The organism is Croceicoccus esteveae (assembly GCF_031846435.1).
Lineage (GTDB): Bacteria > Pseudomonadota > Alphaproteobacteria > Sphingomonadales > Sphingomonadaceae > Croceicoccus > Croceicoccus esteveae.
On the sequence record NZ_JAVRHS010000007.1, the window covers coordinates 42,104 to 68,574 of the forward strand.

Genomic DNA, 26,471 nt, shown 5'->3' on the forward strand with positions numbered 1-26,471 from the left:
GCCGGACGAGAGCCCAGCTTCGCCACTCAGATAACGGCTTCTTCGCGCCCTGATCTCGGCCATTGGAGGCTATGCTCCGACTGCCCGAAAGCCGACATCGATTCGCTGAGCTGGAATGGCCGAAACGTCGGACAGTCCTGACTGTCCGCTCGTGAGATGGTTTGACGGAAAAGCGGACATTCCTTGCGCAAGCCGTCTCAGCCGCTTCTAACCCGTATCGGTCAGTCAGCCACAAACTTCCCACTCCCAAGAGCCGACCATCTGCTTCTCCGCCGATCGTCGATATGGCGCAGTCCTCTCCTGGTCACCCATCGTCAGTCATTACGTGACGGCAGCCACCCGGGTTGTTAGGACGTTCCTTACAGGGGGGAAGATGGCCGACGATCAGAGTGTTATGTTTGATGGCCGGTTTTTGGATCGGCATGCCGGATCGATCATTGCTGATCCCGCTGTTGCCGTCGTCGAGCTTGTGGCGAATTGTTGGGACGCTTGGGCAACCCGCGTGGATATCGTCTGGCCCGATCGTGGCGACGGCGCCTGTTTCTCGATCACAGACAATGGCAAGGGAATGACCGAGCCGCAGTTCCGCAAGCGCTGGGGCACGATCGACTATAATAAGACCCGCGAGGAAGGGAAGGAGTCGGCTCCGCCACCCGAACTTGCTGATGCGGCTGCCCGGGCTCCCTATGGGCGCAACGGCAAAGGCCGCCATGCGGCATTTCGGTTCGGTGAAGCCTACCGAGTCCGGACTTGGCGCGAGGGCGTCGCCGTCAGCTTCGACGTGCGTCGCGGCGCCACCCAGCCCTTTGTGATCCTACTCGCTGAAACCGAAACCAATGTCGCGGGGCATGGCACCGAGATTCGCGCGATCGGCCCTACAGGCACCCATATGACGTCTGACGAGGCCCGTGAGGTCATTGGGACGCGCTTTCTCGCCGATCCCAACTTCGCAGTGACGATTAATGGGACGCGTGTAACCTTCGATGACATTCCGGAGGGGCAGCGCCGGACCGAAGATGTCGAAGTTCCTGGTTTCGGCACAGCCCATCTCATCGTGATCGACACCCAGAAAGCGGATAAGACGACGCGGCAGCACGGCATTGCCTGGCGCGTCAATGCCCGGTTGGTGGGATCGCCCGGCTGGCTGGGTTTCGATTCCGAACGCCTTCTCGACGGCCGTAGCAGCGAAGCGAAGCGCTTCATCTTCATCGTTCGCGCGGACTTCCTCGTCGATGCGGTCCTGCCCGACTGGTCCGGATTTTGGCCCCAAAATGATGCCTGGCATGCGACCCGCGCCGCGGTCCATGCGCGGATTCGCGATTATCTGGGCGAAGTTAGTGCAGAGCGCCGCCGTGAGACCAAGGACTCGGTGCGCGAAGCATTCGGACCTGTCGTCGCGAAGCTGCCGCCGGTCAGTCGCGATCGCTGGAATGAATTTGTCGACACCGTGATCGACACTTGCCCGACGATCGGTGCCGATACGGTAGAGCAGGTCGCCGGAGTCCTCGCTAATCTCGAACTGGCCACGTCAAAATACGCGCTGATTGCCAAGCTGCATGACATGCAGCCCGGCGATCTCGACGCGCTCTATGCACTCCTCGTCGATTGGACGGTGCGGACCGCCAAGCTCGCCCTCGACGAAATCGCCTCCCGTTTGAAGCTCATCGAGGAGCTCGACCAAAAGCTGCGCGACGAAACCATGGACGAGGTCGGCGATCTGCAGCCCTTGTTCGACCGCAGCCTGTGGGTGTTTGGGCCGGAATTCGAAAGCCTGGAATTCACCAGCAACCGAGGCATGACGGAGGTCATCGCTAAGATGTTCGGCCGTAAGGATTTGGGCAGCCGCCTGCGTCCCGACTTCGTAATGCTGCCCGATGGCAGCGTCGGCTTTTATAGCCGCGACTCCCACGATCTCGGCCATGAGGTGGATGGGGTCGCACGTCTCGTAATTGCGGAGATCAAGCGGGTCGGTGTGACCATTGGCGCCAAGGAAAAGAACCAACCATGGCAATATGTCACGGAACTCATCAACAAGGGATATCTGACCGAGTCCGCCTTGATCACCTGCTATGTACTCGGCTCGAAGATCGAGCGCGCCGAAGCTGGCGAAGACACGAAATGGGATGGTCGCGTGAAGATTATCCCTATGACCTATTCGACATTCATTAAGCGAGCCGAGAAGCGAATGCTCGGGCTGCGTGACAAACTGAGGGACGCGCCTTTTCTGCAAGCGAGCGGGCTTGACGCTGAAGCATTCCTCGAACCGCAATTGCCCCGACAAGCGAACTTGATCTGAGCGCGGCGCCGGAAAAGCGATGAGCGCTCGGCTTGACTCGAGAGCATCTAGGCCATTCAGCCCTTGAGAAGGAGATCCTCCCCGCTGGGCTCGACGAGAGACGGCACAGCAGGCGCGTCATATTTGACGCTCTCCAATCGCCGGACCTCTGAATGCCCTTCAGCAAACTCGAATTTTGCGGGATGGAATACGCAGATATTGATCCCGTCGGACACCGAGCTTCGGAAACGCACACCGTCAAATCCTCGACGCAGCAGCACTTCGGCCAACAACTGCGTCAACAAATAGCTCGTCTTCTCGTCCGGCGTGACCGGCATGCTCATGAGCCGATCGAAGGCCTGGATGACCGCATACAGATCGAGCCGATCGTCATTGGCCGAAAACAGGGCGATGTCCGGATTGAAATCGGCCAGTCGCAGAGGCTCGACGCTCCTGAAGCCGCCAAGCGAAATGTAGTGGCCGGGGTGCGGACGGATCTCTGTAATAGCCGTGTAGCTGTCCGACGCGAGATAGAGCATCGACACGCCTGCCCGGTTGAGCCTGCCAATCCCTGCGTTGAGCGGCGGCGGCGCTCCGATATCGCTGCCTAGCCAAGGCTGGCGTATGATCTTGTTGGTCCAGCCTCCTTCGAAATGCTGGTAGACTGCCTTGTTTCCCAGCCGCGCTCGGAACCAGATTTCCTCAACGGGTAACTCGAGGGCTATATCCGACAGGAACGGATCGATCAGCGCTTCGAGGGCGGGCTCGACTTCGAAGAAATTCTCACTCAGTAGCCGGTGCTGCAACTCAACGAATGGCCTAGGATTGGTGCGCGAGATCGCGAAGTTGATCATCCGGCCGCCACCTTCGTCAAAGCCGGCGTAGATCGCCACTCCATCGGACGTCGGGGGATAGGTAGGCTCCTGCAGAAGGTAGTCGAAATCATCGAGATAGTCGTCGGTGACGGCGGGTTCCAACACCGGGTTCCCGTCGTCGGTAAAGAGGTCGAGAACTGAATCGCCGCCCCAATGGCCGTTATATTCAAACTCGTCCCAGTAGAACCGGATCAAGGCGCGGATGAGCATCACCATCGGCTCGGTGCTGTCGGGACTGCGCACGATCGCATCCGATCGACCGCAAAGGGCGCAGAGACCAGCAATGCTATCTGCCTGTATGATGTGTTTGAGACTCGGGTGGCGGGCGCAATTCACGCACACGCTCACACGCACTTCATCCTCCGCGATATCACCCACGATTTGCCCAGCCCCAATCTCGATCATTCAATTGCAGGGTAGCCGATCAGCGCCCGATTTGCATAATGCCGTGGATGAACCAGCTTGGATCTAAAGGATCGACATCCGAACGAAAACGACACCATTTCGTCTCTGTGACCTACCTCAACGCGTGGGTGTCAGGGCCGGCAAAGAAACTGCACGCTTACCGTAGCGACGATGCATCGAAGCCGCTTCATATCCGTCCAGACGAGATCGCCTTCGAGAATTATTATTATAGCCAGACGCGGCCTGACGGGACGCGCGATAACGACAGTTTCGAGGATCTGTTTGGCGGCGTCGAAACCCATTGGCCGACCGTGATGAAAGCTCTGAAAATTGAGACGCTCGATCGAGCGGTGCTACACAGGCTCTACGCGATGGTGACGATGATGCGCACGCGCGTTCCGGCCGCCCGCAACTATAACGAGGAGATCATGACCCTTGAGACACGCACCGGTCTCAAGGTATTCGCCGAGATGGGCAGGCTCCCCGAGAAGCTGAAAAGATACGAAAACGAACTCGATACCGTCGACATCGCGATCGAGCGGCAACGGACGCTCGGCAAGATGGCCGACGACATGCGCTCTTTCGGCGACCTGACGCTGCGGCTCGGGTTCGAAATCCTCGTCAACGATACAGGCGTCGACTTCATCACATCCGATAATCCCGTCGCCTATTTCGACCCCAGTGACGCCGGCATCCGTCATCCCTATATCAACAACGAGAAGGTCGAACTCTACTTCCCACTGTCTCCGACGCTCGCGCTACACGGCGCCAACCGGTTGCGCCGGTTCGGGCAGACGCCGCGTTTCCGGACACTCAGCGATATGTCAAAGGTGCGGTCGATCAACCGCATTACCGCACGCTTCGCCTATGGTTTGGCGTTCGCTCGCGACCGGTCGCACGACGATCTGATCGCGCGGCACAGTGCGACATCCCCGGTTCTGGACGCAAAGGTCGTCCGCAAGCCAAAGGAGATCCAATACCATATCGGACACAGGTTCGCTGCTAGACCCGAGCTCCTGAAGTTCCGGCCCGAGCAATGCGAAGGCGACCTCTACGAAGAAGATTTCAACCTGTAGCCGGACTCGGCTACCGAGCTTGCTGGCGAACCATCACAAGATAATCAGTCCAAGCGCTCTGCAGTTCTGCGAGCGTAAGGGGCGTGACGATCTCGATATTGTTGGCGTGGCGCCGGTGGTCGAAACGCTTGAGAAGCCACTGCTCCATCCGAAAAGCATCCCTAGCGGTATCAAAAAGCTGATGGAGCTTGGTCTTGTAGCGAAGCCCACCGATAGCGGGCATCGCCGCATGATTGAACACACGCTCGCGCTGCAACCAGTCGAATGCCCAGCCAATCTTGACCGCCGAATGCTTCGCGCCCTGAATATCCATCGCATAGGTGAACGCCGGCGCCCGTCGCATATGCATGATGCCGGTTCGCTTGGTGGTCGGGGGCGGCGCGGCCTTGCGTCGTGCAGCATCGGCCCCTTCTACCCGCGCGCGGGCGGCAATCGCGCTGAGTAGCCCGACCTCGGTCCGTGGAAGCGCGAGGATCGAATCTGCCTCACTGGATTCAAGCCGAACGATTCCTTGTGCCGAATCCATGTGGAAGCGCCGCGGCGCCATGTCGGTCAATAGCGGTCGCGGATCGTCGAAACGCCACGCACGCACCAACTCTAAGCCGAACGGCCATTTGTAGTTGCCAGCAGGATCGAGATCCTGCGGTCCCCGGATCAGATCATAATCGAGCGAACTGACGACATGTCGGGTTGGCTCCATCAACCCGAGGATGCGGCCCTGTTCATCTTCATCAGTCTCGGCACCCTTGGTCCCCACGATGACGACCATATCGCCTGGCTCTAGCGTCGATCTGGCGTTGGTCCGCCAGCCGTTGGTACTGAACTGCAGCGGCCCAGACGGGGTGCTGAACCCCCAGGTTTTGGTCATGTAAAGCGTCACGTCAGCGCGCTCCTACACGATGAACAAAGGGCTGGGTGTCGTTCGCGACGCGACAATGTGGAGCCGATCTTTCGCTCGGCTCAATGCGACGTAGAGCAGACAGCGGGCATCGGGCTTTTCGGGGAAACTTTTCACATCGCCGGCCAGTAGGATGACGCCTCGGCACTCAAGACCTTTGGCTTTGTGAATCGTGCTGATCGCCTTGGCTGGCGGACTCGGCCGCGAATAAGTCCGTCGGTTCGTAATCTCGGCGAGGCCCGCTTCGGGGTCGTCGAAATTGCCCAGCCGGACGGCATCCCAATATTCGCTGTGATGATCGAACGCGACGTCGCTGAAGCCGGAATCAGAGCCCTTGAGCTCGGCGAGATGACGCAGCATCGCTGCGACACCGCGATGATCGGGCAGGTCGACAATATGCTTCGCCAGCTCCTGAATCGTTGCAGGCTTGCCACGCCGTGCCTTTGCGCACAGTTCGCGCGCTTCCTGTTCAAATTGATTGCCGAAGGCAGATGGACTGAACCCCTTTCCTGTGGCGCCGACAAAGGCGACAACGGCTGCGGCAATGATAACTGGCGCCCCATTGGCGTCGCGAACAGCATCGACCAGAATCTCTAGCGCCTTGCGCGTATGACCTTCCCACATCGGAAGGCGTCGTCCGAACATCCCGCGGCACGCGCGCACGACATGGTTGTGGCGCGCCAAAATCAACAGCGAGTCCGATTTCTTCTCGGCGGCATAGACCGATTTCGCGTCGTTCAACTGATAGCCCTGTGCATTGCGCGCAATATTCTCGGCAAAGGCGACGCTGACGCTTGCAGGGAGATCGCGAGTAAGATCAATTTTTCCGCCGGCTTTCAGCGTTGCCCGCGCCGACAGCGTCCACTGGCCGAGAGCGTGGCAGCCATCAGACCACCTGTGAGGGGTATCCAGATCAGCGAAGGCGTTGGCTTGTCCGACCAGGACAGCCCAATCGCAGGGTGGCGAAACACCTTGTGCAGCATCGTCCTCGTAAATGTGCTGCATGGGGTCGCCGAAAATGCGCACGCGCGCGCCCTGCCGAAGCAGGGCCATCACGATGGCATGCTGATCAGCGCTGGAATCCTGATGTTCGTCGCAGACGATCGTGGGATAGCGCGTCGCGAGCGCGGCCGCCACGATCGGATAGCGGGCAACAAGCTGCGCAACACGGGCCGCCAAGATCTTATGGCCATGCTTGGTTCGCCGGGTCCAGGCCGCGATGTCTGACGGGAGACCGAGACCAGCATGATAGGCCCCGCCGATTTGCGCGATCAGGCTATCAATTGTGCGGATTTCGACATGGCGGCCGAGGCCGGTGGTGCGGTCGGCAAAGACGCCGCAGGCCGCATGGGTGTGCGTGATGATGAGCAGGCGCTCTCGCGTCCCTTGCGCCATATCCCGTGCATAGGCTGCCCCCTGGTGCGTCTTGCCGCAACCCGCCGGAGCTTCGATCACGACGAGCGGCGCGGTCGAGTGCAGTGCCGCTGTGACCGACGCATCGCTCATGCGCCGAGATCGGAAAGGCCTTCGAGCCCGACCGCGCCCCGAACAGCATTGCAGAATGGCAGGAGGCGCGGCTTGAAGGTCGGCCACAATCCAAGCCCGAACATCTTGTCGATAAGCTCCTGGCCTCCGGCAACGGTCTTGAACCAGGACTGGCTCTGGCTCCTATAGGCTTTCTTCTCGCTCTCCTTGCCATCGGGCACCTTGCCGAGAGCGGCCTCGAGGATCAGCGCCTTCAGGCCGTCGCCGGCGGCAGCTCGGATCGACGCCATATCCTTCGCATCAATGCCGAGACGCATGGCAAGGGTCCAGAACCGCGTGCCGGTCTTTTCCCCAGTCGGGTCGATGACCAGCTCTTCCAGCTTGTCGTCGGCAATTGCGGCAACAATTTCTTCCTCGATGCAGCCTTTCTCCCAACGGAAGAGCAAAGAACCCAACCCAACCTCCAGCGCCTTCCAGCTATCGGCATGCTTGCCTTCCTCGTCGACGAACCCGCCAAATCGCAGGCGACTTTTCGCCAGCGCCTGTAGGAGCCCAAGCGTGAACTCATGGCCGCCGCCGTCACAGACATGCACGCCGTGCGGTGCCAATGCACCGCCAAGCGCCCGTCCGATGAGCGCCTGAACGGCGCCGCATTCGGTCGCACCCTCCGCAACGATCGCGATCCGGCTGAGAAAAAGCTCGGGGTCACGCGCACGATGCTGCTCGGTGACCTTCCCTTTGATCTCCCCAATTTGCCCGGCATGATCGACATACCAAAGCGTTGCTTTTGCGGCAGCGCTGATCGTGGCCGGGCTATGGGTCGTGACAAACGCCTGCGTCGGCATCTCCTGCAGCTTTTCCATCAAGACGCGCTGGCGATAAGGCTCAAGGCCGCGCTCGACCTCGTCGACTACCGTGATCGGCGTCTCACCCTGATTCTGCTCCGCGATCGCCAAGGCGGCAAGGCGGCGTGTGCCCGCTCCCCAACTGGCGAGCGGCAAGGTCATCGTCCCTCGCTGGGCGGTCAGCCCCACCATCGATGCAATTGACGCTCCTTGCCCGCCAGTGATCTGCAGATCGAGTCCGGTCGGAAGGCTCCTAACGCCGAACGCCTTGTCGAGGTCTACAAGCGACGCCTTCGCATCAACGGCGAGTTCGTCCTTGATGGCATGGTCCGCCAAGGTACTCGCCATACGCGATCGCAACCCCTTGTCGGAAAGAAGGCGGTCGAGCGCAGAGCCCTGAACCAGCCGCAGATCCCGATCATTACGATCATCGCCGCCCAGCCTGACCAGACCGAATTGCCGTCTGAGCGCGACCGGAAAATGATCAGCGCTGCCATCGGGCTGCAGTATCTCATAATAGAGTTCGAGATCCTCGGTTCCGCGGACCCGCACACGATAGACGGGCTTGCTGTCCGCCGGAGCATCGCCCTCAAGACTGGGGGCGATCGCTTCCGCGCCATTCCAGTCCCACGGCCACGCCGGCTTGAGCTGGCTATGGATACCAATGGTCGCCGGCAGCGACAGCACCGCTTCGATCGAGAATCCCTCATTGATCGCGCGCCCGTAGAAATCGGTGTCCGGCAGGTTGGCTGGATTGACCGGGCTCAGCAGCAAGGCAACCGCGTCGAGGATTGTCGTCTTGCCGACATCGCCACCACCGAGGATCAGATTCAGGCCGGCGCTTGGCCTCCAGTCGACCGTCTTGAGGCCCCGAAAGCGGTCGATCTTCAAGCGGAGAATTGTCGGGACGGTCATGCAGGGCTCCAGATCACACGCCATGCCGCGAATTCCGAAGGCCGGACTTGGTAGCGCGCGAAATTACCCTCGTGCAGGCCAAGCAACTCGGTCTCCGCGACCTCGATAAACTGGTCTTGATCTGCTGCCGGAATGATCTCGCGCGCAATCTCAGCAAGGTGCGCGCGCGCAGCCTTTCGGTTCATTGGGCCGCGCACAACATCGCGGATGATGTCGCGCAACCTTTCGCGGTAGCGCAAGCGGAAGGGGTCCGGTTCACCCATCGATTGACGAACAGCCGCATAGCGCGCTGCGGATCGCTCATAGGCCCAGAGGAAGACGTCGCGCAGCAATGCTATGTCGTTGCGTTCGTACACGCCAAGCGTGGCGCGCGTGTAGAGATCGCCCGGAACCTCGGTAAACGATAGAGGAGCAAGGTTGGCCCTGATCATCGGAATGTTGGCCGCGAGGCGCGACACCCGCTTGTTCACATCGTCGAAGGGCTGGAGGTAGGGGAGCTGTACCATGACGAAGAAGGCTTGCTCGAAAGGATCCTTGATAGCTGCTGCGGTGGCGAGGAGCTGATCGAAGCATTCCTCGATAAGACCAGGCACTTCCAGCGGATGGAATGCTGAGCCATCGATGCCGACGATGATGTGCCGCAACCGACCGACCGCCGCCGGGTCGGCCAACAGATTGTTGGCCAACAACGCGTGCAGGTTGAGGATCGTATAGCGGTTGAACCCGATATCGTCGGCGTTGGCGACGAGAAACTCGATCGCATCCTTGTGGTTGAGGATCATCTGCGCTTCGAGCGGCCCGCGACCTTCGGCAGCCTCTCCGAAATCCAGCAGCCGCCGGGTGTCGAGCAGCGAATAGGTGTTGCCCTCGAGCCGGCTTGAGTTCCACGCTAGGTCGATCAGCAGCCTGTTCAAGATTTGCTTCGCGTAGGTTCCGGCGGCTGCAGCCTCGATCTGCGGCTTGCCGATCGCAGCCAGATGGTCGCGATGCTCTTGGGTGAAATAATAGGTCTCGTTCGGCCGGTAGCCATCTAGGAAGCCGCGATCATAGCCGACCGGTAATCGAGCCGTGACGGGCTGGCGAACATAGGCCAGGACCGCTTTGCCCTCGGGCGACATCGGAACGATGTCGGCTGCGTCCAGCTCGGCAATAGCATCGCCACCAAGATGGTAGCGGGCGGCGCGGCCGTCTCCGGCAAGCCGCAGTCGGCCGGCATCAACCATTGCGCGAAGGCGATACTGGAGCGTCCGGCGGGCACCAGGCGCGGCGAGCGACTCAGCGATCTGCGCTGCTGACGCGCCGCCAGGGTACTGGGCTACCGCTGCCTCTATTGCTGCCAGATCGGCTTCGGGAATCGGTCGTGCCACACAAACTCCTTAGTTGCGCGAAACCTGAACCGCGCAACCAAATGAGTCAATGCGCAACTAAATGGAAGATTGCGCAATCATATCCAAATTTGCGCAATCTCATCTGCGCGAAAGGCCTTCAATCATCCTTCGCGGCGATATGGGTACAATAGGAGCAGACGCCTTCGTCAAAACCCGCCAGCGCATCTTCAAGCGGTATCCGCGAGTGACAGACCATGCAGTTCTCCCACTGAACCGCCTCGCCGCACAGCGCGCAGCCGCCCTCGAAATCGATATACGCCTCTTCACCGCAACCTCGGCACTCGAACACAGGCCCAGATTCGCCGCTGTCTTTCATCCGAATATAGGCATCCGCTTCCAACGCACGTTCGACCAACTCTAGGATCACGGCATCGACGGAAGGTGCGGCTCCGCAGGCTTGGCAGAGCAACGCCATATTCGCTTGATCGCTGTTGAGCGGGTCGCTCTGCGCAATGAGATCTGAACCGCAATCGTCGCACCGGAGATGCGCATCGGCCACGGTCGCCGAGCGCCATTCGACGACTCCAAGGGTCTTCAGACAGCGTTCCAATTCCTGCTCGTAAAGCGTGCGCGCTTCGAGCATCGTCGTCCACGCCTCTCCCAACTGGACGCGAGGATCTTCGCCCGCGAGCCGAAACAGCTGTGCCGTGACGGGGAACGCCTTGGCGATAATCTCACGAACAACCTGCGACGGCTTGTTTGTGAAACGGTGCTCCACCTGATTGCGGATGTCGCTCAACTCGGTCAACGAAGCGCGATCGATCTCGAGGCCGAAATCCTTGAATCGCTTACCGAGCGTCGCAAAATCGATGGTCGTGCGGCTATCTGGAATATAGGCGATCCCGCCAAGCCCGTCAGGAATCGGCTTGTATCGCGCGCCGATTACCGCGTCCGGATCGGCCAACGGCGCTCGTCGCACGAGCACCTCCTTGGCGAGCAACAGAACGCCAGCATAGAAATTACGTACCGCCGATAACGATCGCTCCGGTCGATCGAGCGCATAATCCTCGATGCCCATCCGAATAGCAGCCAACGCATTCTGGAACATCGCACTCATGCGTCCGGTGCCTTTTCCAGCGGGGCACCTGAAAACCGGGGTTTGGGAAACTCGCCATGCTCCATCGCCACCGCGAACATCTGATACAAGCCGTTGATCAGGCGTGCTGGCGAGGGAAGCCGCAGCGCCATCAGGTGCAACGCAGCGTAGTCGAGAAGAAGGCAAGGCCGGTCGCAGGTAGCAGCCACTGCAAGCACGGGGGCGCTACAGGCCGTATAATCATCATCGAACATCTCCCGCACGATGACGAGGCCAACCACCGCCCGATCAGCGACCTCTACGACGCGCGACCCACTCGAGGCGCGCAAGACGATGGAATCGCGCTCAAGGATGTAAGTGAGCGCCCCCTGCAACTGCCGCGCGCCCTTGTCGATATGGCTTCGGATCACCGCACGTTTCCGGTCGATCGACCGGCGCAGCGATGGCTCGGTGTTGGGGCTGTCCTTGGCTTGCACTATCAGGACGACATCGTCGGTTACGACCAGGACATCGGTAAGTTCTTTGCCGGTATCCTCACGCATGGGGTTGAGGAAGATCGCTTCGCCTGGAAAGGCCCGGCGAAGGAGCGCCACAATGTCGCGCTCCTGAAATGCGCCTGGCTCGTCACGCTCGAGACTGTTCACCATCACCAGACCGTCCGAGCCCTGAAAATCATAAGCTTCATCGCGAGCGTCGATGATCATCATATCGTCGGCATAGAGCCGATCTCCTAACTCAACCGCGAATGCCTGATCATCATCAGCAGCATTTCGAAGCCCGAACCAGCCGCCCATCGCCTCGTAGGTCGCGGCCAGATCGTCCATGTCGAGTGTCCGAAACTGAGTTTCGGCCATCGCCAATCGGAACCGTGCACCATCGCGTACCGCAGCACGCGTGCCCATGAGTTCTCGATCATGCTCGTCGAAAAAGTAGAGGTCGAAGCTATCTTGGCGCAGGGCGCCGGCCAGGTCCCGGAGCATGTCGTCACCGGCGTAAAGCGGCGTGAACAGAACGAGCGGCTCGTCATGATCGTCAAAAAAGGCAGTCATGAAACCCAACGACTGACCTGGAGCAGCCATGTCGGGGACAAGATAGATCTTGAACCCGTTGTTGATGCGTGCCGTCAGGATGAACTCCTTGCCGGCCTTTATAATCAGGCAATAGCGCCCATCGGGAAACTGCACGGGCTGAAATCCATAAATCAGCTTGCCGAGGTGCGTGAGAATCTCCGGGTGTTCGAGCGAAAACATGATGGCGTTATAGCGAGGGCGCGCCTCATTGGCGAAGCGTTCCGACGGAGTTGGGCAGTCTATTGGATACTGCGGCGCCTGATTTAGCCGCCGGAAGCGGACTGCCCCCAAAGTCGCACAGTGGGCCACTGCCATGAAACGCCGACTGATGGTGCTCTCGCCGCCCTCGAAGAAGTTGAATCCCGTGGCCCGGGCCGCCCCTCATTGGGTCATCATGCCTGTGAGCTGCCCGTATTGCGTAGCTTGACGCCTAACACATGAAAGCATAGCAAGGCGCATGAAAATTCGCAACGTGATCCACAAGGGATTGCGGCGCTTCATCGAGGATGACGACGCCAATGGGTTGCAGCCTGCTGCCGTGCCCAAGATCAGGCGCATAGTCACCTTCCTCCAGGATATGGAGCGCGAGGACGAGCTGCGAACGGTGCCGAGCTGGAAAGCACACCTGCTGACCGGCAACCGGAAAGGCACGTGGAGCCTGTCCGTGACGAAGAATTGGCGAATGACGTTCCGGATCGACGGCGACGACATCGAGATCATCGACCTCGACTACGAGGACTATCACTAGGAGGCCACCCATGAACGCGATTGCCGGTTTCCGCATGAAGAACCCCGCGCATCCGGGCAGCTTCATCAAGCACGACATCATTGAACCGTTGGAACTCACCGTGACGGCGGCGGCCGAGGCGCTTGGTGTTACGAGGGCCACGCTGTCGACGCTGCTCAACGAGCGGGCGCACCTGTCGCCCGAAATGGCATTGCGTATCGAAAAAGCATTTGGTGTGTCGATGGACACGCTGATGCGGATGCAGAACAGCTATGACATCGCCCAAGCAAGGCGCCGGGAAGGCGAGATCAAGGTCGCGCCGTTCAAAGGCAAGCCGTTAAACCCCGACCCAAGGACCACGTGACCAGCCCGAGACCTGCCGGTAGAGCGTCTGCATGAACCCCGTCGAGATCGAAGAAGCTGTCACCCAGGTCGCCGCTGCCCCGTTTGACCCTGCCGAGTTCCCCTTCCAGTTCCTCACCGCCTTCGGGAACAAGAAGACCACGCTCGATCGGCTACGGAAGGGCAACACCAATCAGTCTGACCTTTCAGGCGGCGTGCTCCAGCGCAGCAACATCCACATCGCCACCTGCGCGCCGGGCGGGGTCGCCGCGACGCTCACCGCGCTGCGCGACAGCCCCAAGACTACCAGCAACAAAGCCAAATTCATCCTCGCCACCGACGGAGAGGATTTTCAGGCCGAAGACCTGACCAGCGGCGAAACCGTCGCCTGCGACTACGCCCACTTCCCCGACCATTTCGGCTTCTTCCTGCCGCTCGCCGGCATCACCACGGTCGAGCAGATCCGCGAAAGCTCCTTCGACATCCGAGCGACCGGTCGCCTCAACAAGCTCTACGTGACGCTGCTGCAGGACAACCCGGATTGGGCGAGCGCGGAGCGTCGCCCGGACATGAACCACTTCATGGCCCGGCTAATCTTCTGCTTCTTCGCCGAGGACACCGACATCTTCCACCCTAGCTATCGCTTCACCGCCACGGTGGAGAAGATGAGTTCGGGCGGCGCGGACAACACGGCGGAGGTGATCCGCGAACTCTTCCGAGCGATGAACACGCCGATCGCCCGGCGCCAGGCGGAAGGCATCGCCCGCTGGGCGGATGGCTTCCCCTATGTGAACGGCGAGCTGTTCAGCGGCTCGATCGAGGTGCCGCGTTTCAGCAAGATCGCTCGGTCCTACCTCATCCACATCGGCAATCTCGACTGGACGAAGATCAACCCGGACATCTTCGGCAGCATGATCCAGGCGGTGGCGGACGATGAGGAGCGCGGCGCGCTCGGCATGCACTACACCAGCGTGCCGAACATCCTCAAAGTGCTGAACCCGCTGTTCCTCGACGATCTGCGCGGCAAGCTTGAGGAGGCGGGCGACAATGCGCGCAAGCTGCTCAACCTGCGCAACCGCATGGCGAAGATCAGGGTGTTCGACCCGGCCTGCGGCAGCGGCAACTTCCTTGTCATCGCCTACAAGGAAATTCGGGCGATCGAGGCGGAGATCAACCGGCGGCGCGGCGAGCCCGAGCGCAGGACCGATATCCCGCTGACCAATTTTCGCGGCATCGAACTGCGCGACTTCCCGGCGGAGATCGCCCGCCTCGCGCTCATCATCGCCGAATATCAGTGCGATGTCCTCTATCGCGGGCAGAAGGAGGCGCTGGCCGAGTTCCTGCCGCTCGATTCCGAGAACTGGATCACCTGCGGCAACGCGCTGCGACTCGACTGGCTGAGCATCTGCCCGCCGACCGGGACGGGCGTAAAGGTGCGTGGTGATGACCTGTTCGAGACGCTGCTCGATCAGTCGGAGATCGACTTCGAGAATGCAGGGGGCGAGACCTACATCTGCGGGAATCCACCGTATGTCGGAGATAAGTATCAAACGCCCGAGCAGAAGTCAGACCTCAAGGCGCTAGCCGGAAAGGACGTTAAAGCCATCGACTACATCGTCGGATGGTTCTGGAAAGCATCTGAGTTCATCCGTGGCGGCGGCTCATTCGCCTTCGTGTCAACAAATTCGATCTGCCAGGGCGTGCAGGTACCTCTGATTTGGCCCAGAATATATGGGAATGATCAGGCGATACGCTTTGCCCATAAGGACTTTCTGTGGGGCAATAGTGCGGCACGAAACGCACAGGTGACGTGCGTCATTGTCGGCGTGAGCACGGACGCGCAAACCCCGAAGTATCTCTATGATGGAACGTCATCGTGGAACGCTTGAGCGCCCCCCTTTCGGGCGCGTCGATCATGTTTGGTGGCAACATTCCACGGGATCAGGGAAACCTCCTTTTGGAGGCAGATGAAGCGACCGCGTTGACCGCCGCACACCCAGAGGCAGGGCAGATCCTGCGGCCGATTCTAGGTTCGAGCGAGTTCATCAACGGGATCACTCGTTATTGTTTATGGATAACCGATCAGCAGGCGGAGCTCGCCTACTCGATCCCTGAGGTGAGACAGCGGCTGGGCCGTGTCCGAACCTATCGGTTGAATGGCAGCGCTCGGGGGCGAGCCGGGCTGGATACGCCTTACAAGTTCGAACGCACCATCATCGGCAACAGCCACACCATCATTATCCCGAGTGTCTCGTCGGAGCGCCGCGCCTATCTGCCAGTTGGATTGCTGACTGCGGATGTGCGGGTTTCCAATCTCGCGTTGGCCCTTTACGACGCCCCGCTCTGGAACTTGGCGCTCATTGCATCGCGCCTGCACCTCGTCTGGATCGCCACGATATGCGGCAAGTTGAAGACTGATTTTCGGTATTCCAACACTATGGGCTGGAACACCTTTCCGCTCGCAAAGCTCACCGAGCAGAACAAGGCCGACCTCACCCGCTGCGCGGAGACCATCTTGCTCGCGCGCGAGGCGCATTTCCCTGCAACCATCGCCGACCTCTACGATCCCGAGGCCATGCCCGAAGACCTCCGCCGCGCGCATGAGGAGAACGACGAGGTGCTTGAACGCATCTACATCGGCCGCCGCTTCCGCAACGACACCGAACGCCTCGAAAAGCTGTTCGAACTCTACACCAAGATGACCAGCAAGAAGGCGGCAGCATGACCACGTCGAAGCCGATCCCCGCCGTCTCGTTTCAGACCGCTCGCACCGGCGCGTCGACGAAGTCCAACGAGATGGGCATGCGCCCGATGCAGGAGCGTGCCTATGCCAGGCGCGGCGAGCAATATCTGCTGATCAAGTCGCCCCCGGCATCGGGCAAGTCACGCGCGCTGATGTTCATCGCGCTGGACAAGCTGCACAACCAAGGCCTGCGCCAAGCGATCATCGTTGTGCCGGAGAAATCGATCGGCGGCAGCTTTATGGACGAGCCGCTGAGCCGGTTCGGCTTTTGGGCGGACTGGACCGTGAAGCCGCAATGGAACCTGTGCAACGCGCCAGGAGCCGATGAGGAGCGGGTCGATTCCTCCAAAGTCAGGGCGGTCGGCCAGTTCCTCGCCAGCGAGGACAAGGTGCTGGTCTGCACTCATGCGACCTTCCGCTTCGCGGTAGAGCAACTCGGCGTCGACGGGTTCGATAATCGGCTGATCGCGGTGGATGAGTTCCACCATGTCTCGGCAAGCGAGGACAACCGCCTCGGCAGCCAGCTCGCTGACTTCATCCGCCGCGACAAGGCGCATATCGTGGCGATGACCGGCAGCTACTTCCGCGGCGATGCCGTGCCCGTTCTCACGCCCGAGGACGAGGCGAAGTTCGAGACCGTCACCTACACCTATTACGAGCAGCTCAACGGCTACGAGCACCTGAAGGCGCTCGATATCGGCTATTTCTTCTACACCGGCCGCTATCTCACCGCGATCGAGGCGGTGCTCGACCCGGCCAGGAAGACGATCGTTCACATCCCTTCCGTCAATGCGCGCGAGAGCACGAAGGACAAGATCAAGGAGGTCGAGCACATCATGGAGAGCGTCGGGGACTGGCAGATGGCCGACCCCGTCACCGGCTTCCATCATGTGCGAACGGCGGACGGGCGCATCGTCAAGATCGCGGACTTAGTCGATGACACGGATCCGGCACGGCGCGGCAAGGTGCTGGCGGCGCTCAAGGATCCTGCGCATCGCAATGACCGCGATCACATCGACATCATTATCGCGCTCGGCATGGCGAAGGAGGGCTTCGACTGGATCTGGTGCGAGCACGCGCTGACCGTCGGATACCGATCAAGCCTCACCGAGATCATCCAGATCATCGGCCGGGCCACCCGCGACGCGCCTGGCAAGGAGCGGGCGAGCTTCACCAACCTCATCGCCGAGCCGGACGCGTCCGAGGCCGCAGTGGTCGGTGCGATCAACGATACACTGAAGGCGATCGCCGCCAGCCTGCTGATGGAACAGGTGCTGGCACCGCGCTTCACCTTCACCCCCAAGGACACGGGGCCGCTCGAGGACTTCGACTACGGGCCGGGCGGCTACAAGGAAGGCGAGACCAATGTCGGCGTGCGTGAAGCCACCGGCCAGCTTCACTTCGAGATCAAGGGGCTGGTTGAACCCAAAAGCGATGAAGCGCAGCGCATCTGCAAGGAGGATCTGAACGAAGTTATCACGCAGTTCGTGCAGGCCAAAACCAACCTTGAACAGGGCATGTTCAATGAGGAAACCGTGCCGCAGGAACTAACCCAGCTGAAGATGGGCAAGATCGTCCGCGACCGCTATCCCGACCTCAGTGCGGAAGATCAGGAGGCGGTCCGCCAGCATGCGATCTCCGCGCTTAATCTGACGCAAAAGGCGAAGGAATTGGCCAGCGGCATCGGCGGCGGCGACGAAGAACGATCCAACACCGCGCTCATCGATGGCGTGCGCAAGTTCGCGATGGATGTTCGCGATCTCGACATTGATCTGATCGACAGTATCAACCCGTTCGAAGCCGCCTACGCCGTGCTGGCGAAATCAATGAACGAGACCGTGCTGAAGCAGGTGCAATCGGTCATATCGGCGAAGAAGATCAAGATCTCGCCGGAAGAGGCAAGGGAGCTCGCCGAGCGCGCCTTGCGGTTCAAGAAAGAGCGCGGCCGCCTCCCGGAAATCACCTCGCAAGATGCGTGGGAGAAGCGGCTTGCTGAAGGTGTTGCCGCGTTCGCTCGCTACCGCTCGCAGGCGGCTGCCAATGGCTGACCTTTCTGACGACGAATTGCTCTCCGAACTGGGCGTCGAGATCGAGCCGGTGAAGGCCCGATCCTACACCCCCAGCGAGGAGCGGATCATCGCCGGGTTCGAGGACATCGCTCGCTTCTATGAGCAGCATGATCGTGCGCCACAGCATGGCGAAGACCGCGACATTTTCGAGCGGCTGTATGCTGTCCGGCTCGATCGCCTGCGCGGGCTGGAAGACGCTCGCGAATTGCTTGCTTCGATCGACGCTCATGGGCTTTTGGCCGAGCCGCCTTTCGGGGACGATTTTCAGCCGGATGCGATCGATGATTTAGCCCTGCTTGCCGAGCTGGGCGTCGAGCCGGATGGCAATGATGACATCCGTGTTCTGCGGCATGTTCAATCGGCCGAAGACCGGCGCGCGGCGGAGGCGATCGCCAACCGCGAGAAGTGCGCAGACTTCGCCAAGTTCGAGCCGCTGTTCGAGCAGATTCAATCTGAACTCGACAGCGGAGAACGCACCACAAGGCCGTTCGAGCTGAAGGCTGAGATCAGGCCCGGCGCGCTCTTCATCGTGGGCGGTCAAATTGCCTACGTCGCCGAGATGGACGACGTCTTCACGAACGCCCAGGGGCGGTCCGATGCGCGGCTGCGCGTGGTCTTCGACAACGGCACCCAAAGCAACCTGTTGATGCGCTCCCTACAGCGCGCCTTGAACAAGGACGAAGCTGGTCGACGCATAACCGATCCGGAAGCTGGGCCGCTGTTTTCCGGCGAAGCCGCAGAAGGCGATGACGCCAGCGGCACGATCTACGTTCTGCGGAGCAAATCCGACCATCCTCTGGTCGCCAAACATCATGACCTGGTGCACAAGATTGGGGTTACCAACATGCAGGTCGAACAGCGGATCGCCGGCGCGCGCCTTCAGCCAACTTTCCTGATGGCAGACGTGGAAATCGTCGCTGAATACCAGCTCTTCAACATAAGCCGGACCAAGCTGGAGCGGCTCATTCACCGCGTCTTTGGTCCCGCGCAGATCGACCTTTCGGTCCCAGATCGCTTCGGAAATCCGATCAGGCCACGCGAGTGGTTCCTGGTCCCGATAAGCGTCATCGACGAGGCTGTTCAGCGCATAAAGGACGGATCAATCACGCGCTTCCAGTACGATCCCAAGGAAGCCCGCCTGGTCGAACGCAATTGAGTGCTGGGGGCTGCGGCAATCGGCATGCTGCTGATGGCTATTTGGTCCCCAATCCGGAACATTGACCGAACATTCGACAATTTGCGTGCCGCTCTCTCACGGCCGATGGCCCGGCTTTCCCGACTGGAGCCCCGGATATCAGCGGTTTATCAGCGTTGCCCGTATCCCGTAGAAGTCAGCCCATAGTCCCTAATTGACAAGCACACCGAACACGGCTGCGCCGTAGGCAATTTCTGGCCGAGAGAGACGTCAAAACAATGGCTTAGAAGGATAGCCGGGCGCCGAAAGATATTTCGGGAAAGCGCCCATTCGGCCGGGCGCGGATCGTTTGGTCGACAAGTCAAAACCTTACCGCCGAAATATCTTTCGGATGCAATGCCGCTTCCCTTTCGATTTCGGCGCGCCTATAACGGTCTCGCGATAGAGAAACCATGCACAACCCGTCAGAGGTTTGCATGGCCAGTACTTACAAAGGCATCGGAGTGGGTTTTTCCCCCGATGCTCTCGAAGCCCTCGACGCTTACGCGGACGCACAAGGCATAACCCGCGCAGAGACGATTCGCACTGCCGTTAGCATTGGGCTCCCCATGCTCAAGCTGGGCATTGCGCTCAATGGGCAACGCGCCCTTACCATCCTCGAGCATACCCAGCTTGCTCTCTCGCTACTGGTCGAACGGCAATACCCGGAAGACAGCGACGAACTGATCCGCGCGGCCATGCGCAATGTGCGAGAGCACCATGCGTGAGGATATCCGATACAACAAGCAAGCGATCACTCTGACGCACGCTTCGGCGCGCGGAAAAGTGAAGCGAAACGCAGGCAATTTCACCCGCGGATCGCAGCTCTTCCATCATGAGATCTTGATGACGTGGGCGGGTATCAGAATTCCGCTCTATACGTGGATCGGAACCACCATTCTGCTCCTCTCCGTGCTCGGTTATTTCACGTTCGAAAATCACGAGGTTCATCTCGTTTTGATGAAGCTCCTTTCATCGGTCTGGGCGTGGATGTCGCTGGACCCGATGAAAGCGATCAACCTGACGCTTCCCTCGGGCCGGATCGTGCAGGGAACGATGGCGATGGTTCCCCACCACCCCGCCGTCGAAGCAGCGTGGTCGCGCGCCGTTCAGGTCACCGCTTCATCGATGCTCGGAGCGGCATTCATCTGCGTTCCGCTCACGGTCTGGTTCATCGACTTTTCGCGCAAGCGGGGATCCGATATCCTGACCGAACGGCATGAGCGCGGCGCGGTCCTCGTCGAGCGTCCGACACTCAAGGATTCGATCCTCGCTCACAACTGGCGCGAGCATCGGAAGGAATGCCTGTCCCGCAATCCACCCGAGGATCCGAAAGCCGTTCTGAAGGAGCCGCTCAAGGATCGCAACCGCCGCGGTTTGCATCACCCTTATCGTCTTGCCGGACTGCCCTATCCGTGGCGCCTCGAACAGAGCCACGCCATGTTCATCGGCACGACCGGCGCAGGCAAGACCACCGAACTGAAAAAACTGGTCACGCAGGCGCGGCAGCGCGGCCATCGCTGCGTCATCTTCGACCTGACCGGCACGTTCGTCGAAAGCTTCTACGACGAGGACACCGACGTGATCCTCAACCCGATGGACAAGCGCTGCAAGCCCTGGTCCATTTTCAACGACTGCGACAACTATGCCGAGTTCATGAGCGCTGCCACAGCGCTGGTTCCCAGCGGTCAAAGCGTCGAAGACGATTTCTGGCAGAAGTCGGCCCGCACGCTGATGGTCGAAATGTGCGTGAAGATGCTCGGGATGGGCGTCCGGTCGAATGGCGGTCTCGCCTACTTTCTCATGATGTCGGATCTCAAAGCGATCCACGCGCAGCTCGAGGGTACGGTCGCCGGCCCGATGATGTCCCCTTCCGCCGCGAAGATGGCGGAATCGATCCGCACCACCTTCATCGCCAACGCCAATGCCTTCCGTTTCCTTCCCGAGCCGAAACCCGGCGAGCACGGCTTCTCGATCAGGAAATGGATGACCGAGGATGTGAAGGAAGGCTCGATCCTCTTCATCACCTCCACCCACCCCGATCTCGTTCTCAATCGCCCGCTGCTGACGCTGTGGATGGACTTGGCGGTGAACGCGGTGTTCCGGATGGGCCGCAGCCGCAACCTGCGCACCTGGTTCCTCATCGACGAGGTTCATGCGCTCCATCGTCTTCCCGCGATTGATCACGGTCTTCAGACTGCCCGCGCGTTTGGCGGTGCCTTCGTCCTAGGAATGCATTCCTTCGATAAGCTTGAAGAGACCTACGGCGAGCACGGCGCGACCAATCTCGCTTCGCTCGCCGGCACCAAGCTAATCCTCAAGACGGCGGATCCGGAAACTTCGCGGCGATGCTCAGAATTCATCGGCAGCCGCGAGGTTCGCCAGATGTATGAAGCCTATTCCTACGGCTACAACAACAGCCGCGATGCCTCGACGATCACGCCGCGCACGGACGTCAAGGAACTCGTCATGCCCGACGATATCGGCAACCTTCCGAGCCTCAGTGGCTTCATCAAATTTCCGGATGGTTTCCCCGCGGCCAGAATCCGGCTGAGCTGGAAGGATTATCCCGAGCGTGCCGAAGGCTTCCAGCGCGTCACCGACATGCGCGCGGCGCAATACGTGCCCACCGATGAAGAAGCCGCGGAAATGGGCGTCGATGGGCGCGAGGGGAAGGGGCCGGACAATCTGCCGAAGGACAGCCGCGATGGAGTCGATGTCGTACTCAGCCAGGCGGAACTCGAAGCGGAAAAGTTGCGCGAGGAGGTGGAGGGTTCGCTCGACCGTTCGGTGGAGCAGACCATGGCCGAACTGCAGCACAGAACGGATGCCAGGGCCGCAGTCGACGGAACCAGCGACCAGCGCGATCATGACGACCTGTCGAAGTTCAAGCACATCGGGAAGCGCGACGAGCGCGAGCGCCAACGCCTGGCGCAACGCGACGTGGCGGAGCGCGACGCGATCAATCGCAACGGCCTGGCGCAGGTGCGCCAGTCGAGGGGGCGCGAAGACGGGCAGGAGAGCGTCCTGGAGCGCGAGAACCGCCAGGGATTCGGCCGCGAGAGGGACGAGCGCGCGGACGTCTCGATCGACGAGGATCAGGAGCTGGGCCGATGACCGTCTCGCCGTTCGTCCTTTTCTGTTGGGACGGCCGCCGCCCGGCGATCGGCCAGCGGCTGTGCTGTATGCGGACCGCACTTTGCAGGACGCTGGACGATAGGGCGCGCGTTTGCGGTGAATACGGGCTCGACCTCCTTGCGGGGGCTGGAGACCGGTCGATGTTCTCCGCAAAGCGAACACCCGCTCCACTTAGGATCGGGCCGGCCTGATGTTGTCGGTGGCATCCGTTTCGTCCGCAGGGGGCGCTGCGAACTACTTCGCCAAGGACGACTATTACGTCGGCGATGGACCGGCCGAGCTCAGCGAATGGGGCGGCAAGGGTTCCGAGGCGCTGGGCCTGAGCGGACCGGTGACGAAGGAGGACTTCGAGAGGGTTCTGGATGGGAAGCTGCCGGACGGCACTGTGGTCAACGGAAACGAGAACCGTAGAGCAGGAATTGACCTGACTTTCTCGATGCCGAAGTCCGCGAGCCTCATGGCGCAGCTGGGCGGCGACAAGCGGGTCCTGCTTGCGCAGGATCATGCGGTGAAGGCGACGATGGCCTATCTCGAGAAGCATTTCGCCGAAGCGCGCGACTATTCCCGCAACCCAAACGGCGAAGCCGTGCGGACCGGCAAATTGCTTTACGCCCTGTTCCAGCACGACACGAGCCGCAAGCTCGATCCCCAGAACCACACTCACGCCGTCATCGCCGCCATGACGCAGGACAAGGCGGGCAATTGGAAAGCGCTCTGGAACGGCGAGATCTGGAAGAACAATTCGGTTCTTGGCTCGATCTACAACGCGGCGCTGCGCACCAATCTGGACAAGCTGGGCTACCGGACGGAACTCACCGGCAAGCACGGCCAGTTCGAGATCAAGGGCGTCTCGCGCGAGGTTATCGACGCCTTCAGCCAGCGCCGTCTGGACATATTGGCAACCGCCGAGAAGCTTGGCCGGAGTGCCCGCGACACCGAGTTCCTGCGCGGTGTCACCAGGAGCACGCGCGACCCCAAACTCAATCCGGACGACAAACAGGCGCTCCGCCTCGAATGGGCGAAGCGCGCCGAAGGGCTGGGCTTCGACGCGAAGGCGATGGTCGAGCAGGCGCGGTTGCGGGCAATCGACGGACGCGAAGCGCCCTTGGGCAATGTCGAACGGGTCCGCACGGCGATCGCATCGATCCAGGAGACGGCGAAGCTCTACACCCGCCCGGCGGACGAACTCACCACGAACGGCCTCCAGCGCGCGGCGCTGACGCCGACGCAGCTGCGATCCGAACTTGCGACGGCGTCTGCCGTGCGTGTCCTCGGGGAGCGGGAGACGTCCTGGACGAAGGGCGAGCTGGTAAAGACCGCGCTCGATCTCGGCATCGAGGGCGTGACGGCCGAGGGCGTCGAGGCGCGCATGGAAGCACTGCTCGAAAAGCGTCAGATGCTACCGGGCAAGAGCGGACGCCTCGACGGTGCGATCGAGCAATACACAACGCCCGAACATGCGGCGATCGAACGCGCCACTCTCGCCAACGTAGCGGCAGGCAGGGGCGCAAGCGCCGCGATGATCGCGGCAGGCGATGCTCCTGGTCGCTTGCGCGCCGTGGCCGGCGAACACGACCTCAATGCCGAACAGATCGCCGCCGGTACGCTGGCGCTGTCGAGCGACGACCGGACCGTCGTCATCCAGGGCGTCGCGGGCGCCGGCAAGACAACTCTCATTTCCGCGATTGCGAGCGTCGCGCGCGAAGAGGGAAGGGCGGTGATCGGCCTCGCCTTCGCGAACAAGATGGTCAACGACCTTCGCAACGAGACCGAACTGCGCGCATCCAACGGCGAGCAGGCGAAAGGCGAAATAGAGGCGAAGACCGTCTCCTCGTTCGTCAACCAGCATTTGAAGGGCGCGCTCCACGGACGAGGACCGACCTTCGAAGCCTCGCGGGCGGCGCTGCAGGGCAAGATCCTCGTTCTCGACGAATCCTCGCTGGTCGCGAACAAGCCGATGAACGACCTCCTCACGATCGCCAACCGTCTGGGCGTCGAAAAGCTGGTGCTGATCGGTGACAAGGCCCAGCTGCAGCCGATCGAGGCGGGCAAGAGCTTCGCGCTGATCCAGGCGGACAATCCCGCTCTCGCGCGGCTCGATACGAGCCTGCGGCAGCGCACCGACCATATGAAGGAAGCCGCTGGCCTCGCCCGCGCGGGCAGGTTCCGCGAGAGTTTCGCGTCGCTCGGCGACAAGCTGGTCGAGGCGGGCAACGATCATCTCGAGGTCGCGGCGCAGACATGGCTCGATCTCTCGCCGGAAGACCGGGAGGGGACCGCGATCTATTCCTCCGGGCGCGATGCGCGTGCCACCCTCAACCGAATGATCCAGGACGGCCTGCGCGCCGAAGGGGCGATCAAAGGCGAGGGGCTCGAGGTCGATACCCTCAGACCGGCCCATGCGACGCGCGAGGAGCTTCGGTTCGCCGGGACCTATGCCAAGGGTCAGCTGCTCGAGGTCATGCGTCACAAAGCCCCGGGAGGTCTCTCACGCGGCCGCTACGACGTCGAGGGTGTCGACGAGAAGGGCAGGGTGCTCCTGCGCGACGAGAACGGCAGACTGAAGCGTTTCGATCCCTCTCGCATCGATCCGGCCGACAAGCGCGATGCGCTGCGCCTCTCGGAAAGGACCAGGGAGACGATCCACGAAGGCGACAAGGTCCGTTGGACTGAGAAGGACGATGCCCGCAAGCTGATGAAATCCGAGGAAGCGAAGATCCTCGGGATCAAGGACGGCGTCGTCTCGGTCGAGAACCGGCACGGCGAAACGGTAGAACTCAAGCCGAACGACAAGATGCTCGAGCGCTTGGGCCTCGCCTACGCGATCAACATGCATCAGGCGCAGGGCGATACGCGCGACATGGCGATCGGCGAGATGCACTCTTCCGCCCGCCATCTCTCCAACCAGCGCCTCGCGCTCGTGATGATGACGCGCGTGCGCGACGACATCACCATCGTCACGAACGACAAGGACCGGCTGCTCGCCCAGATCGGTCGCAACCCCGGCGACAAAACCAGCGCGCTCGAGACGCTCGGCGAGAAGAAGATCGAGAGCAGCCGCAGCGATCCGGCGGCGGATCGCTTCAATCCGAGGATCCCGGATCACCTCAAGGTCGGGGAGGCGAGCCCCGACCGACTGCCCTCGGTCGATAGGGAGAGTCTGCGCGCGGTGCCGCAGATCGACCTGCCCGAACGCAATATCGAACGCACACGATAGGAGACGGACGATGCCCGAATATCAAGCCAGTCTGGATGCCGATAACCCGCGGAGCGACAGCCTCATGACGGTCCTGGCGCAGCAGCCGACCCTTACCAGTTTCGTGAAGCAGGCGGGACTGCAGGAAGTGGCGAATATGGTGGAGGGGGATAATTTTGTGGTGTGCGACCTGGAGCTTCACGGCGTCCAGGGATGCTCCGACATGCGCGAGATGGTCGCGAACCAGCAGATGATGGCCGAATGTGTCGCCATCGGGCTGGCGATTTTCGCTGCGGTGATGGTGGGATCGATCGCCGTGGCTTTTGTCAATCTCGTGACGACGTTCGCAGCGCCGCTCGGCATGAACCGTGTCTACGCGATTTTCCCGCGTCGCCTGAACGAAGTCTGGCGGAAGAAGACGACATGATCGGCGCACTCCCGGACAGGCTTCGAGCCACCCGGCGGCTTTCCGCTGGAGAGCGGCCGACCCGGACAAGCCTTGAGCGCCGCATCGAAAACGCACCTGGATCGGCTCTGCCCCACCGAACCCAATTACCCCGGCAAGCCACTCAAACCTGAAGGAGGATCACGATGGCGTTCGATTACGAAGACATAGGCACATTCGGCAGCAAGCGAGCCGCCGAGGATTGGGCACATCGCAACAAGGTGGACCTGCGCGATCTCCACATCCGTACTGCCGGAGACGATCGCGTCGAGGTCGGCATTCGCAAGAGCGGATACGACGACAAGGAAAGGTACGACAACCGCAGCGGCGAGAGGCGCGACGGCTTCTGGCGATGACGCCATGCGGGCG

General features: G+C 61.0%; 18 protein-coding genes and 1 pseudogene. 12 read left to right on the forward strand and 7 right to left on the reverse strand.

The window, feature by feature from the left end; translation table 11 throughout:
- Window positions 1-373 precede the first annotated feature (373 nt).
- Window positions 374-2,296: an ATP-binding protein gene (locus RM533_RS09430; RefSeq protein WP_311340987.1), complete on the forward strand. Its 1,923-nt coding sequence runs from the start codon at window positions 374-376 to the stop codon at window positions 2,294-2,296.
- Window positions 2,297-2,352: 56 nt separating this feature from the next.
- On the opposite strand, the gene RM533_RS09435 is transcribed toward RM533_RS09430, so the two are convergent.
- Window positions 2,353-3,555, reverse strand: coding sequence for an RES family NAD+ phosphorylase (locus tag RM533_RS09435; RefSeq protein ID WP_311340988.1), 1,203 nt, complete (start codon window positions 3,553-3,555; stop codon window positions 2,353-2,355).
- A gap of 47 nt (window positions 3,556-3,602) precedes the next feature.
- On the opposite strand from RM533_RS09435, the gene RM533_RS09440 reads away from it, so the two are divergent.
- Window positions 3,603-4,631 carry a DUF4238 domain-containing protein gene (locus RM533_RS09440; protein WP_311340989.1) on the forward strand — a complete coding sequence of 343 codons (1,029 nt, stop codon included), beginning with the start codon at window positions 3,603-3,605 and terminating at the stop codon, window positions 4,629-4,631.
- Window positions 4,632-4,641: 10 nt separating this feature from the next.
- Here RM533_RS09440 and RM533_RS09445 read toward each other — a convergent pair whose 3' ends face one another.
- The 6 genes from RM533_RS09445 to RM533_RS09470 all read right to left on the reverse strand — a co-directional run bounded on the left by RM533_RS09445 (window position 4,642) and on the right by RM533_RS09470 (window position 12,448).
- Complete coding sequence (locus tag RM533_RS09445) at window positions 4,642-5,511, reverse strand: hypothetical protein (protein ID WP_311340990.1); 870 nt, start codon at window positions 5,509-5,511, stop codon at window positions 4,642-4,644.
- Window positions 5,512-5,523: 12 nt separating this feature from the next.
- Window positions 5,524-7,035, reverse strand: coding sequence for a UvrD-helicase domain-containing protein (locus tag RM533_RS09450; RefSeq protein WP_311340991.1), 1,512 nt, complete (start codon window positions 7,033-7,035; stop codon window positions 5,524-5,526).
- Window positions 7,032-8,774 (reverse strand): ATP-dependent nuclease, encoded by a 1,743-nt coding sequence (locus RM533_RS09455; RefSeq protein ID WP_311340992.1) that lies wholly within the window; start codon window positions 8,772-8,774, stop codon window positions 7,032-7,034. The genes RM533_RS09450 and RM533_RS09455 overlap by 4 nt, the downstream gene beginning before the upstream one ends.
- Window positions 8,771-9,892 (reverse strand): Fic family protein, encoded by a 1,122-nt coding sequence (locus tag RM533_RS09460; protein ID WP_311340993.1) that lies wholly within the window; start codon window positions 9,890-9,892, stop codon window positions 8,771-8,773. Before RM533_RS09460 ends, RM533_RS09455 begins: the two co-directional genes overlap by 4 nt.
- Window positions 9,893-10,259: 367 nt before the next feature.
- On the reverse strand, window positions 10,260-11,219 hold the full coding sequence (locus RM533_RS09465; RefSeq protein ID WP_311340994.1) for a hypothetical protein: 960 nt from the start codon (window positions 11,217-11,219) through the stop codon (window positions 10,260-10,262).
- Window positions 11,216-12,448 (reverse strand): hypothetical protein, encoded by a 1,233-nt coding sequence (locus RM533_RS09470; protein ID WP_311340995.1) that lies wholly within the window; start codon window positions 12,446-12,448, stop codon window positions 11,216-11,218. Before RM533_RS09470 ends, RM533_RS09465 begins: the two co-directional genes overlap by 4 nt.
- A 277-nt stretch (window positions 12,449-12,725) precedes the next feature.
- Between RM533_RS09470 and RM533_RS09475 the strand changes: the two genes are divergently transcribed.
- The 10 genes and pseudogenes from RM533_RS09475 to RM533_RS09525 all read left to right on the forward strand — a co-directional run bounded on the left by RM533_RS09475 (window position 12,726) and on the right by RM533_RS09525 (window position 26,458).
- A complete protein-coding gene (locus RM533_RS09475) occupies window positions 12,726-13,016 on the forward strand; it encodes a type II toxin-antitoxin system RelE/ParE family toxin (protein ID WP_311340996.1) in 291 nt (96 codons plus the stop codon).
- A gap of 10 nt (window positions 13,017-13,026) precedes the next feature.
- Window positions 13,027-13,359 (forward strand): HigA family addiction module antitoxin, encoded by a 333-nt coding sequence (locus tag RM533_RS09480; protein ID WP_311340997.1) that lies wholly within the window; start codon window positions 13,027-13,029, stop codon window positions 13,357-13,359.
- A gap of 31 nt (window positions 13,360-13,390) precedes the next feature.
- Window positions 13,391-16,062, forward strand: a pseudogene (locus RM533_RS09485) (class I SAM-dependent DNA methyltransferase).
- Complete coding sequence (locus RM533_RS09495) at window positions 16,059-18,128, forward strand: DEAD/DEAH box helicase (RefSeq protein WP_311341000.1); 2,070 nt, start codon at window positions 16,059-16,061, stop codon at window positions 18,126-18,128. The pseudogene RM533_RS09485 and the gene RM533_RS09495 overlap by 4 nt, the downstream one beginning before the upstream one ends.
- Window positions 18,121-19,305, forward strand: a complete 1,185-nt coding sequence (locus RM533_RS09500; RefSeq protein ID WP_311341001.1) for a GIY-YIG nuclease family protein — start codon at window positions 18,121-18,123, stop codon at window positions 19,303-19,305. The genes RM533_RS09495 and RM533_RS09500 overlap by 8 nt, the downstream gene beginning before the upstream one ends.
- Window positions 19,306-19,760: 455 nt before the next feature.
- Window positions 19,761-20,051 (forward strand): hypothetical protein, encoded by a 291-nt coding sequence (locus RM533_RS09505; RefSeq protein WP_311341002.1) that lies wholly within the window; start codon window positions 19,761-19,763, stop codon window positions 20,049-20,051.
- Window positions 20,044-22,440: a type IV secretion system DNA-binding domain-containing protein gene (locus tag RM533_RS09510; protein WP_311341003.1), complete on the forward strand. Its 2,397-nt coding sequence runs from the start codon at window positions 20,044-20,046 to the stop codon at window positions 22,438-22,440. Before RM533_RS09505 ends, RM533_RS09510 begins: the two co-directional genes overlap by 8 nt.
- Before the next feature lie 211 nt (window positions 22,441-22,651).
- Entirely contained in the window at window positions 22,652-25,678 is a 3,027-nt protein-coding gene (mobF, locus tag RM533_RS09515) for a MobF family relaxase (RefSeq protein ID WP_311341004.1), read from the forward strand.
- 10 nt (window positions 25,679-25,688) lie between these two features.
- Complete coding sequence (locus RM533_RS09520; protein WP_311341005.1) at window positions 25,689-26,084, forward strand: hypothetical protein; 396 nt, start codon at window positions 25,689-25,691, stop codon at window positions 26,082-26,084.
- Between the two features lie 164 nt (window positions 26,085-26,248).
- Window positions 26,249-26,458 (forward strand): hypothetical protein, encoded by a 210-nt coding sequence (locus tag RM533_RS09525; RefSeq protein WP_311341006.1) that lies wholly within the window; start codon window positions 26,249-26,251, stop codon window positions 26,456-26,458.
- The last annotated feature ends 13 nt before the right edge of the window (window positions 26,459-26,471 follow it).